The sequence below is a fragment of the Corallococcus llansteffanensis genome (assembly GCF_003612055.1).
Taxonomy (GTDB): domain Bacteria; phylum Myxococcota; class Myxococcia; order Myxococcales; family Myxococcaceae; genus Corallococcus; species Corallococcus llansteffanensis.
The window spans coordinates 1-11,105 of the sequence record NZ_RAWB01000337.1; the positions used below are offsets into that span (position 1 = coordinate 1).

General features: G+C 69.8%; 8 protein-coding genes. 4 read left to right on the plus strand and 4 right to left on the minus strand.

What is annotated here, in order from left to right; all coding sequences use genetic code 11:
• Positions 1–1,212: serine/threonine-protein kinase (locus tag D7V93_RS27065; protein ID WP_147451353.1), on the minus strand; the 1,212-nt coding region annotated here is incomplete at its 3' end.
• A gap of 286 nt (positions 1,213–1,498) precedes the next feature.
• On the opposite strand from D7V93_RS27065, the gene D7V93_RS27070 reads away from it, so the two are divergent.
• Together D7V93_RS27070 and D7V93_RS27075 are read left to right on the plus strand one after the other, a co-directional pair.
• A complete protein-coding gene (locus D7V93_RS27070) occupies positions 1,499–2,368 on the plus strand; it encodes an ABC transporter substrate-binding protein (RefSeq protein ID WP_120646146.1) in 870 nt (289 codons plus the stop codon).
• A 250-nt stretch (positions 2,369–2,618) separates the two neighbouring features.
• On the plus strand, positions 2,619–4,337 hold the full coding sequence (locus tag D7V93_RS27075; RefSeq protein ID WP_372338350.1) for a BamA/TamA family outer membrane protein: 1,719 nt from the start codon (positions 2,619–2,621) through the stop codon (positions 4,335–4,337).
• A gap of 15 nt (positions 4,338–4,352) precedes the next feature.
• Here D7V93_RS27075 and D7V93_RS27080 read toward each other — a convergent pair whose 3' ends face one another.
• Positions 4,353–5,132 carry a UPF0489 family protein gene (locus tag D7V93_RS27080; RefSeq protein WP_120646147.1) on the minus strand — a complete coding sequence of 260 codons (780 nt, stop codon included), beginning with the start codon at positions 5,130–5,132 and terminating at the stop codon, positions 4,353–4,355.
• Between the two features lie 115 nt (positions 5,133–5,247).
• On the opposite strand from D7V93_RS27080, the gene D7V93_RS27085 reads away from it, so the two are divergent.
• A complete protein-coding gene (locus D7V93_RS27085; RefSeq protein ID WP_120646150.1) occupies positions 5,248–7,467 on the plus strand; it encodes a S9 family peptidase in 2,220 nt (739 codons plus the stop codon).
• 195 nt (positions 7,468–7,662) lie between these two features.
• Entirely contained in the window at positions 7,663–9,879 is a 2,217-nt protein-coding gene (locus tag D7V93_RS27090; protein WP_120646148.1) for a S9 family peptidase, read from the plus strand.
• 117 nt (positions 9,880–9,996) lie between these two features.
• Here D7V93_RS27090 and D7V93_RS27095 read toward each other — a convergent pair whose 3' ends face one another.
• The gene (locus D7V93_RS27095; RefSeq protein WP_014397260.1) at positions 9,997–10,200 is read right to left on the minus strand and encodes a cold-shock protein; all 204 of its coding nucleotides are present in this window, start codon (positions 10,198–10,200) and stop codon (positions 9,997–9,999) included.
• A 164-nt stretch (positions 10,201–10,364) separates the two neighbouring features.
• Positions 10,365–11,105 (minus strand): dihydrolipoyllysine-residue succinyltransferase (gene sucB / locus D7V93_RS27100; RefSeq protein WP_120646151.1); only part of this gene is annotated, 741 nt, incomplete at its 5' end.

Genomic DNA, 11,105 nt, shown 5'->3' on the forward strand with positions numbered 1-11,105 from the left:
GGGCTGGGGCGGCGCTGGCGGGGGCGGCTGGGTGCCGCGCAGCACGAAGATGACGGCCGCGGCGATGCCCAGCAGCACGGAGCCGCCGAACAGGGCGATGCCCAGGCCCTTGCCGGACTTCTTCTCCGGCGCGGCCTCCTGGTCGTCCACGGAGATGTCCAGCGCCACGGTGTTGGGGCCGGAGCCCAGCGCGTGGGGACCCGTGTGCGGACCGCTGTGGGGGCCGCTGATGGGGCCGGAGCCCACAGCGTTGAGGCCGGTGCGGGGGCTGGAGAAGACGCCGCTGACGCCGGACGCGGAGGCCGCGGCGCGCATGCCCTGAAGCACCGCGTCCATGGACTGGTAGCGGTCCACCGGGCGCTTGGAGAGGCACTTCATCACCAGCGTCTCCACCTCCGCGGGGATGCCGTGGTCGGGCCACACGGTGTGGAAGGAGGGCGGCGGGTCGTTGATGTGCTTGACGATGACGTCGATGCTCTGCGCCGCCTGGAAGGGCGGCCGGCCCATCAGGACCTGATAGAGCACCACGCCCAGGCTGTACACGTCGCTGCGCGGATCCGCGACGTTGCGCGCCTGCTCCGGCGCCATGTACTGCGGCGACCCGAGGATGACGCCCGCCTGCGTGAGCGTGGTGTCCTCCTTCATGCTGGCGTCGCCGAGGAAGGACTTCACCAGGCCGAAGTCGAGCACCTTCACCACGTCGTGGTCGGTCTCCTGGTTGAGGACCATGACGTTGGCGGGCTTCAGGTCGCGGTGGATGAGGCCGACCTTGTGCGCCTCGCGCAGCGAGCGGGCGATCTGCTGCGCGATGCTCAGCGCGCGGTCCCACGGCAGCGAGCCTTCCTGCGTGAGGAGCTGCGACAGCGTGAGCCCCTCCAGGTACTCCATGGCGATGTAGTAGATGCCGTCTTCCGTCTTCCCGTAGTCGATGACGGTGACGGTGTTCGGGTGGCGCAGCTTCGCGGTGACGCTGGCCTCCAGGAAGAAGCGCTTCTGGAAGCCGGGGTCCTTGCCCTCGCCGCTGTACTGCGGGTTCAAGACCTTGAGCGCCACCAGGCGGTCCAACGGGGCCTGCATGGCCTTGTAGACACGGCCCATGCCTCCGGCACCGAGCGTCTCCAGGATGCGGAAGCGTTCGTTGAGGACCCTCCCGAGGAGAGGATCCGCCACGTCGGTGGGCGCGCCCTTTCGGGGGGCGTCGCTTTCGATCATGTGTTCCCCCAGGCAACGAGAAGGACGGCGCCGTCGGTACGAATGCGCGGGGATGCTAGCACCGCCTTGGAAAACCGCCCAAGAGACGACCCGCCGTATCGCGACGCGACAGCGGCCCGAGTTTCCGGCCCTGCCGCGCGCCTGCACTCCCGCACTTCCCGTGTTGCCGCGTCCCGGAGCGGATGGCAAATCAGGAAAAACAGCGTCCGCTGCCGCACAGTGGGGCAGGGCTTGTGCGATGCGTCATCCCAGGAAGAGGTGGGGCGGGCGCGTTAGGGTCCGCGCCATGAACGCCCATCTGTCCTCGCTGTTGTCGTCGGCGCCGCGCTACCCGCGGCGGGTGGTGTGCATGACGGAGGAGACGACGGAGGTGCTCTACCGCATCGGGGCGGGGGAGCTGGTCGTCGGGGTGTCGGGCTTCACGGTGCGTCCGCCGGAGGCGCGCAAGAAGCCGCGCGTCAGCTCGTTCCTGGACGCGAACTTCGAGCGGATATTGGAGCTGAAGCCGGATCTGGTGCTGGGCTTCTCCGACCTGCAGGCGGACATTGGACGGGAGCTGTGCAAGCGCGGCGTGCCCGTGTACCTGTTCAACCAGCGCTCGCTCGCGGAGATCCTCCAGACGGTGCGGCTGACGGGCGCGCTGGTGGGGCGCGCGGAGGCGGCGGAGGCGCTGGCGGCGGAGCTGGAGAAGAACCTGGAGCGGCACTCGGACGCGGCGCAGTCGCTGCCCCGGCGGCCGCGCATCTTCTTCGAGGAGTGGCACGAGCCGCTCATCTCCGGCATCCGCTGGTGTTCGGAATTGGTGGAGGTGGTGGGGGGCGAGGACGTGTGCCAGGAGTCGCGCGCGTCGCAGGGGGCCAAGGGCCGCATCTTCGAGCCCGCGGAGGTCGCGCGCCGCGACCCGGAGGGCGTCATCGCGAGCTGGTGCGGGCGCAAGGCGAAGCGCGAGAAGATTGCGTCCCGGCCCGGCTGGGAGCGGGTGCGCGCGGTGGTGGACGACCAGCTCTACGAGGTGAGGAGCAGCTACATCCTCCAGCCGGGGCCGGCGGCGCTGACGGACGGCGTGGATCAGCTGGCGCGCATCGTGGCGGCCATCGCCCGGGGGGAGAAGCTGCCCATGGCCCGGCCGGGGGACCTTCGCACCGCGCTGGAGTGAGGAGGCTGGCGGCAGGCCCGGCGCATGACAGGATGCGCGCGTGCCGCTTTCGCTGCCCGTCCTGGTGTTGACCGTGCTCGCCGCGGCGGGGGGAGCGTCCGCGCCGCCCGTGGAGCCGCCCCAGCAAGAAGGTCAGGGCAGGCCCCAGGAGACGGCGTCGCCCGAGGCGCCGGTGCGGACCCCGGAGGGAGAACCGTCCGGCGTGTCGAACACGGAGGTGCCCCCTCCGCCGCGCGCGGAGCAGGTCCCCGTGGGCCCGGAGGGCACGGCCGCACCCGCTCCCCCGACGGAGGAGACGCGCGCGAACTACGAGGACGCGCTCATCACCTGGGGCCTGGGCGAGGTCGAGCGCCAGGTGGAGCCCGCCCCCGAGGGCAAGGTGCTGGAGGAGGTGCTCGTCGCCGCCGAGGAGGTGGTGGCGCCGATGGACCCGTACCCCTCGCTTCTCAACATCTTCCACGTCCGCACCCGCGACCAGGTGGTGCGCCAGGAGGTGCTGCTGACGCCGGGGCAGCCGTACTCCGCGGCGCTCGTCGCGGAGTCGGTGCGCAACCTGCGCAAGCTGGGCCTCTTCTCCGTGGTGCGCGCGGTGCCGGTGCGGGGGAGCGCGCCGGACAAGGTCGCGCTGCTGCTGGTGACGAAGGACCTGTGGTCGCTGCGGCTCAACAACGAGTTCTCCGCCGTCGGCTCGCTCCTGCTCTACCTGCGCTTGCAGGGCACGGAGCAGAACTTCCTGGGGCGCGGCAAGAAGGTGGCGGTGGACTTCATCCTCCGCCTGGACACCTTCAGCCTGGGGCAGAGCTACACCGACAAGCGCGTGCTGGGCAGCCGCTGGTCGCTGACGGAGTCCGCGGCCGTGTTGATCAACCGCGACACGGGCCGCGCGGAAGGCTCGCGCGGGAGCCTCTCCGTCAGCCGGCCGCTGTACTCGCTGTCCACGCCCTGGAGCTTGAGCACGTCCGTCGCGTGGAACGTGGAGACGGCGCGCCAGTACCGGGGCGCGGACATCTGGCAGTTGCCGTACCCGGACGGCGACCCGGTGCCGTACGTCTACAACACGCGCGAGGTGGCCGCGGCCAGCACGTACACGCGCTCGTACGGCCAGCGCTACAAGTGGAACGTGGGGCTGGGCGCGGGGGCCTACCACTACGCCTACGCCCCGCCGGTGGCTTCGCAGCTCAGCGACGCGCAGGCGGACTGGTTCCGGCGCAACTACCTGCCGCGCGCGGAGGACGCGGGGTACGCGAACTTCTCCTTGAGCGCCTTCGAGGCCCGCTACGCCGTGCTCCGCAACGTGGACTCGTACACGCTGTCGGAGGACTTCCAGCTCGGGCACTCGGTGCTGGCCACGCTGCGCTACGCGCCGCCGGTGTTCCCGTCCGCGGCGCACTTCGCGGAAGGGGGCCTGTCCGCGCGCTACCGCGTGCACTGGGGCGACGCGCTCACCACCGCGTCCGCCGCCGCGTCCATCCGCCAGCAGTTCAGCGGCGCCCAGGAGGGGTGGACCAACCGGCGGTGGGCCGCGGAGCTGGTGCAGGTGTCGCCGCGCGTGCTCGGTGGGCGCTTCGTGGCGCGGGGCCTGCTGGACGTGAACATCGACGACCTGTCCGACCGCGTGAGCCTGCTGGGCGGCAGCAACGGCCTGCGCGGCTCGGCGGTGGACGCCTACTCCGGCAAGCGGCTCTTGCTGGTGAACCTGGAGTACCGCACCGCGCCGCTCGTCGTGCGCACGGTGCACCTGGGCGGCGTGTTCTTCTTCGACTCGGGCAGCGCGTTCAACAAGCGGCCGGAGATGGTGAGCACCGTGGGCGTGGGGCTGCGGCTGCTGTTCCCCCAGTTCAACGTGTTCCCGTTCCGCATCGACTTCGGCTACGTGCTCAACGGCGACCGGCCTCCCGTGGGCAGTCGCCTGTCGCTCAGCAGCGGGCAGGTGACGGACTACCGGCCCTCGTTCCTCGACTCACCCTGAGGCCCCGCCCGTCGCTCAGGGCGGCTCGACGCGCAGCAGCTCCCGGAAGAGCACCTCCGCCGCGTCGCGGAACAGCTCGCCGGAGGGCAGCAGCCCGCCGCAGTGGTGGGGCTCGCGCGCGAAGGTCAGCGCCACCGCCTTGCCCAGCACCGCGTCCCAGAAGGGCTCCGAGTCGGGGGGCAGGAGGAACTCGCGGATGATGGCCTTCGGCCACGGCAGCACCGTGGTGGGATCCGCGTCGCTCAAGCTGGTGAAGCAGTCCAGGTCCACGTCCAGCAGCACGCTCGACGCGGCCTCGAGCACGTCGCGCACCGCGTCGGTGGGGCCGGGGTTGCGGTACGCCTCCGCCGCGCGGTCCACCGTCGTCACGGAGACCAGCCGGTGGGAACGCCCCCGCGTGTCCACGTAGGTGTCTCCCGCGAAGGAGCCCCGGGGCCGCGTGCGCGCGATGAGGAGCGCGTCGCCCACGAGGTTCGCCTCCATCGCCGCGAGGATGTGGTCGTAGTTGCGCACGTTCAGGTGCCACCGTGCGTGCTCGTCCAGCGCGCGAAGGCCGGCGGAGCGGTCCGGCATGTCCGCGGGCCGCTCCGGCACCACCACGTCCAGGTGCCGGTCCAACGTCACCAGCAGGGCAGGGGGGCCCGACTCTCCCAGGGCACACGCCCACGCGGGCAGCGCGAGCCGGTGCGGGTCGAACACGTAGGCGTCGGTGGGGCCTCGGCCTCCTCCCAGCCCCAGGCGCACCACGCCCGCGAGGCGCAGGTGTCTTAATGAATCTTCATCTGCCGGAGGCATGTCGGAGGGCAATCCTTGGGTGCGTCCGCCGTTTGGAAGAACCGCGGGGGCCGGATTGTAGGCGTGCCCGCAGCTTTCCGCGAAAGGAGTCCGTCCCGTGGGTTTTCAGCGACGCATCCCCCAGGTTCTCGCCGCAGTGCTCCTCTTCGCGGGGGCGCCCGGCCTCGCCCAGCAGCCTCCGCCGCCCGTCGCAGCGTCCGCGCGGAAGCCGCCAGACACCGCGTTCCTGCGCCAGTACGCGGAGACACGCCGCTTCATGAATGGACGTCCCGCAGGAGTGCGCATCACGCCTGATGATCAGTCCGTCCTCTTCCTGCGCACCTCGCCCACGTCCAACGTGCAGATGCTCTACGCGTTCGACGTGGCCAACGGCCAGACGCGCGAGCTGCTCACGCCGGAAGTCCTCCTCAAGGGCGCCGAGGAGACGCTCTCGCCCGAGGAGAAGGCCCGCCGCGAGCGCATGCGCGTGAGCGTCAGCGGCTTCACATCCTTTGGCCTCTCCGAGGATGGCACCCGCCTGCTGGTACCCCTCTCCGGGCGCCTCTACGTGGTGGACCGCGCCACCGGGAAGACCACCGAGCTGAAGACCGGGCCCGGTGTCATCGACCCGCGCCTGTCTCCTGACGGCAAGCAGGTGGCCTACGTGCGCGAGCACGACGTGTACCGGATGGACCTCGCGGCCAACCAGGAGAAGCGCGTCACGCAAGGGGGCACCGCGGAGAAGACGCACGGCCTGGCGGAGTTCGTCGCGCAGGAGGAGATGAACCGCTTCAACGGCTACTGGTGGAGCCCGGACGCGAGGTCCATCGCCTACACGGAGTCGGACACGTCCGGGGTCGAGAAGCTCACGCTGGCGGACATGATGCACCCGGAGCAGGGCGCCCAGTCGGTCCCGTACCCGCGCCCCGGCAAGGCCAATGCGAAGGTGCGTCTGGGCGTGACGCCTGTGTCCGGCGGCAAGACGGTGTGGGCGCAGTGGGACGCGCAGAAGTACCCGTACCTGGCCACGGTGAAGTGGGACAAGGGCGGACCGCTGACGCTGGTGGTGCAGAACCGGCTCCAGACGGAGGAGCAGGTGCTCGCGGTGGACCCCGCCACCGGCAAGACGCGCGTGCTGCTCACCGAGCAGGACAAGGCGTGGATCAATCTGCAGCAGCAGTTCCCGCTGTGGCTGGAGGATGGCTCCGGCTTCCTCTGGTACACCGAGCGCAATGGCGCTGCCGAGGTGGAGCTGCGCAAGGCCACGGGCGAACTCGACCGCTCCGTGGTGAAGCCGGGCGCGGGTTTCCGGGGCCTCGCGCGCTTCGTGCAGTCGGACAAGACGCTCTTCTTCTCCGGCGATCCGAACCCCACCGAGAGCCACCTGTGGCGCGTGAAGGCCGGCGGCGCTCCGGAGCGCGTGGCCACGGGCAGCACCGGCCCGGGCATCGAGATGGGCATGGTGTCCAATACCGGTGGCCTCGTGGTCCTCAACTCCCAGGGCCCCAAGAGCATGCCGCGCACGTTCGTGCTGAAGGGTGACGGCACGAAGCTGGGCGAGCTGCCGGAGGTGGCGCAGGAGCCCGGCTTCACGCCGAACTTCGAGGTGCGCCAGGTGGGCGCGAAGAAGTTCTGGACCTCGCTGGTGAAGCCCCGTGACTTCAAGCCGGGCACGAAGCTGCCCGTCATCGTGGACATCTACGCGGGCCCCATCACCACCGTGGTCTACCAGTCCATGGCCGCGCACCTGCTCAACCAGTGGATGGCGGATCAGGGCTTCCTCGTCGTCAAGGTGGACGGCCGGGGCACGCCGCTGCGCACCGCCGAGTGGAACCGCGCGGTGAAGCACGACTTCGCCACCATCACGTTGGATGATCAGATTGAGGCCGTGCAGGCGTTGGCGAAGGAGGTGCCGGAGCTGGACCTGCAGCGCGTGGGCATCACGGGCTGGAGCTTCGGCGGGTACATGGCCGCGCTGGCCGTGATGAAGCGCCCGGACTTCTTCAAGGCCGCCGTGGCCGGTGCCCTGGTCGCGGATTGGCGCGACTACGACACGCACGCCACCGAGCGTTGCCTGGGCCTGCCGGAGGAGACGCCCCAGGCCTACGAGGTCAGCAGCCTGCTGACGTACGCGAAGAAGGAAGGCCCCATCGGCGCGCTCCTGATGCTGCACGGCACCGCGGACGACAACGTCTACTTCTTCCACGCGCTGAAGCTGTCGGACGCGCTCTTCCGCGCCGGCAAGCCGCACCAACTGCTGCCGTTGAGTGGCTTCACGCACATGGTGATGGAGCCGCTCGCCATGCAGCGCGAGAACGAGCGCGTGATGGCGCACTTCCAGCAATACCTGAAGTAGTCGCCCAGGCCCCAGGAGTCCGCAGGGGCCGGTCCCGGAGGTGTGTGCCGCGGAGCGTTGTCATCTTCCGGCCGCAGGCGGGTGGGAATCCTCTCGGGGGCCGGACGTTGAGGGGGCCGCTGGTCGGCTGGAGTGTAGGCTGGCCCGCATCTTCCCGCGAAAGGAGCCCCGCCCCGCGCGGGGATTCAACTACGCATGCGTCAAGCCCTCACCGCCGCGCTCCTGCTCATGAGCGCCCCCGCCTTCGCCCAGGAGCGCAAGCCCCCCGCCATGGCCCCATCGCAAAAGCAGCCGGACACCTTCCTTCGCCAGTACGCGGAGACGCGCCGCTTCCAGAGCGGGCGTCCCGTGGGCGTGCGCATCACCCCGGATGAGCAGTCCGTGCTCTTCCTGCGCACCTCGCCCACCTCCAACGTGCAGATGCTCTACGCGTTCGACGTGGCCAACGGCCAGGCCCGCGAGCTGCTCACCCCGGAGGCCCTGCTCAAGGGTGCCGAGGAGACGCTGTCTCCCGAGGAGAAGGCCCGCCGCGAGCGCATGCGCGTGAGCGCCCGGGGCTTCACCTCCTACGGCCTCTCCGAGGACGGCACCCGCCTGCTGGTGCCCCTCTCCGGGCGCCTCTACGTGGTGGACCGCGCCACCGGCAAGTCCACCGAGGTGAAGACGGGCCCCGGCGTCATCGACCCGCGCCTGTCCCCGGACGGCAAGCAGGTGGCCTACGTCCGTGAGCACGACGTGTACCGGGTGGACCTGGCGTCCAACCAGGAGAAGCGCGTCACGCAGGGCGGCACCGCCCAGAAGACGCACGGCCTGGCGGAGTTCGTCGCGCAGGAGGAGATGAGCCGCTTCAACGGCTACTGGTGGAGCCCGGATGGGAAGTCCATCGCGTACACGGAGTCCGACACGTCCGAGGTGGAGAAGCTCACCATCGTGGACGTGATGCACCCGGAGAAGGGTGGCGAGGTGTTCCCGTACCCGCGCCCCGGCAAGGCCAACGCCAAGGTGCGCCTGGGCGTGACGCCGGTGTCCGGTGGCAAGACGGTGTGGGCGCAGTGGGACGCGCAGAAGTACCCGTACCTGGCCACGGTGAAGTGGGACAAGGGCGGGCCGCTGACGCTGGTGGTGCAGAACCGGCTCCAGACGGAGATGCAGGTGCTCGCGGTGGATCCCGCCACGGGCAAGACGCGCGTGCTGCTCACCGAGCAGGACAAGGCGTGGGTGGAGCTGAACCAGGACTTCCCCCTGTGGCTGGAGGATGGCTCCGGCTTCCTCTGGTACACCGAGCGCAACGACGGCCCGGAGGTGGAGCTGCGCAAGGCCACGGGCGAACTGGACCGCTCCGTGGTGAAGCCGTCCGCGGGCTTCCGGAACCTCGCGCGCTTCGTGCAGTCGGACAAGACGCTGTTCTTCTCCGGCGACCCGAACCCCACCGAGAGCCACCTGTGGCGCGTGAAGGTCGGCGGCGCTCCGGAGGAGGTGGCCACGGGCAGCACCGGCCCGGGCGTGGAAGTGGGCATGGTGTCGAAGAACGGCGGCCTCGTGGTGCTGAGCACCCAGGGCCCCAAGAGCATGCCGCGCACCCTGATCTTCAAGGGCGACGGCACGAAGCTGGGCGAGCTGCCGGAGGTGGCACAGGAGCCCGGCTTCACCCCGAACTTCGAGGTGCGCCAGGTGGGCCCGAAGAAGTTCTGGACCTCGCTGGTGAAGCCGCGCGACTTCAAGCCCGGCACCAAGCTGCCCGTCATCGTGGAGGTGTATGCCGGCCCCACCACCACCGTGGTGCACCAGTCCATGGCCGCGCACCTGCTCAGCCAGTGGATGGCCGACAAGGGCTTCCTCGTGGTGAAGGTGGATGGCCGCGGCACGCCGCTGCGCACCGCCGAGTGGAACCGCGTGGTGAAGCACGACTTCGCCACCATCACCCTCGATGATCAGATTGAAGCAGTGCAGGCGCTGGCGAAGGAGGTGCCGGAGCTGGATCTGAAGCGCGTGGGCATCACGGGCTGGAGCTTCGGTGGATACATGGCCGCGCTGGCCGCGCTGAAGCGCCCGGACTTCTTCAAGGCCGCCGTGTCGGGCGCCCCGGTGGTGGACTGGCGCGACTACGACACGCACTACACCGAGCGCTACCTGGGCCTGCCCGAGGAGACGCCCCAGTCCTACGAGGTCAGCAGCCTGCTGACGTACGCGAAGAAGGACAGCCCCATCGGCGCGCTGCTGCTCCTGCACGGCACCGCGGACGACAACGTCTACTTCTTCCACACGCTGAAGCTGTCGGACGCGCTCTTCCGCGCCGGCAAGCCGCACCAGCTGCTGCCTTTGAGTGGCCTCACGCACATGGTGCCGGATCCGCTCGTCACCGAGCGCCAGTACGAGCGCGTGATTGACCACTTCCAGCAGAACCTGAAGTAGCGCGCGCAACGCCAGACAGCGCCCCAAAAAGGCAGAGGCCCGGATCCCCTACCGTGGGGTACCGGGCCTCTTCATTTCAACCAGTCCGTGAGGAATGGCTGAGGACGACGCGTCACTTCACGCCGCGCGGACGTTCTGCGCCTGCAGGCCCTTGGGGCCCTTGGTGACCTCGAACTCCACCTTCTGGCCTTCGGCCAGCGTGCGGAACCCATCCATGTTGATGGCGGTGTGGTGGCAGAACACGTCCTCGCCGCCGCCGTCCTGGGTGATGAAGCCGAAGCCCTTCGCGTCGTTGAACCACTTCACGGTGCCAGTTGCCATTGCGCTTCCTTGCGTTTGCAGGGCAGCCGTGGGGGAGGCCGCCCGTTCTGCCCGACGACCGGGGAGACGGACCTATTTGTAGTGAAAGGGCCGACTGGAAGTCCAGCCGGCCCACGGGGAATGCCCGTCTTCCCACCTCTCGCGAGGATGTGCGGAGGAGTGGGTCAGATGTCGAGCAGCAGGCGCTCCGGGTCCTCGATGCACTCCTTCACGCGCACCAGGAACTGCACTGCTTCCCGGCCGTCCACCAGGCGGTGGTCGTACGTGAGGGCGACGTACATGATGGGCCGGATGACGACCTGGCCGTCGCGGGCCACGGGGCGCTCCACGATGTTGTGCATGCCCAGGATGCCCGTCTGCGGCGGGTTCAGGATGGGCGTGGACAGCATGGAGCCGAAGATGCCGCCGTTGGTGATGGTGAAGGTGCCGCCCTGCAGCTCCGACAAGGTCAGCTTGTCGTTGCGCGCGCGGCCGCCGTAGTCACCCACCGTCTTCTCCAGGTCCGCGAGCGACAGCTTGTCCGCGTCGCGCACCACCGGCACCACGAGACCGCGGCTGCCGCTCACGGCCACGCCGATGTCGTAGTAGTGCTTGAAGATGACGTCCTCGCCGTCGATCTCCGCGTTGATCTGCGGGAACGCCTTGAGGGCCTCCACCGACGCGCGGATGAAGAAGCTCATGAACCCGAGCTTCACCCCGTGCTTCGCCTGGAACTTGTCGTTGTACTTCTTGCGAAGCGCCATCACCTCGCCCATGTCCACCTCGTTGAAGGTGGTGAGCAGGGCGGCGTTGGACTGCGCCTGGAGCAGCCGCTCCGCGACGCGCTTGCGCAGGGGCGTCATGCGCACGCGCTCCTCGCGCGCGGCGTTGGGACGCGGCCCGGACGGCGCGGCGGGGGCCGGGGG

Excerpts from the sequence above, each read along its gene's own strand:
- D7V93_RS27095 (WP_014397260.1), bottom strand. The coding sequence starts at position 10,200 with ATGGCAACTGGCACCGTGAAGTGGTTCAACGACGCGAAGGGCTTCGGC.
- D7V93_RS27090 (WP_120646148.1), top strand. The coding sequence starts at position 7,663 with ATGCGTCAAGCCCTCACCGCCGCGCTCCTGCTCATGAGCGCCCCCGCC.
- D7V93_RS27070 (WP_120646146.1), top strand. The coding sequence starts at position 1,499 with ATGAACGCCCATCTGTCCTCGCTGTTGTCGTCGGCGCCGCGCTACCCG.
- D7V93_RS27080 (WP_120646147.1), bottom strand. The coding sequence starts at position 5,132 with ATGCCTCCGGCAGATGAAGATTCATTAAGACACCTGCGCCTCGCGGGC.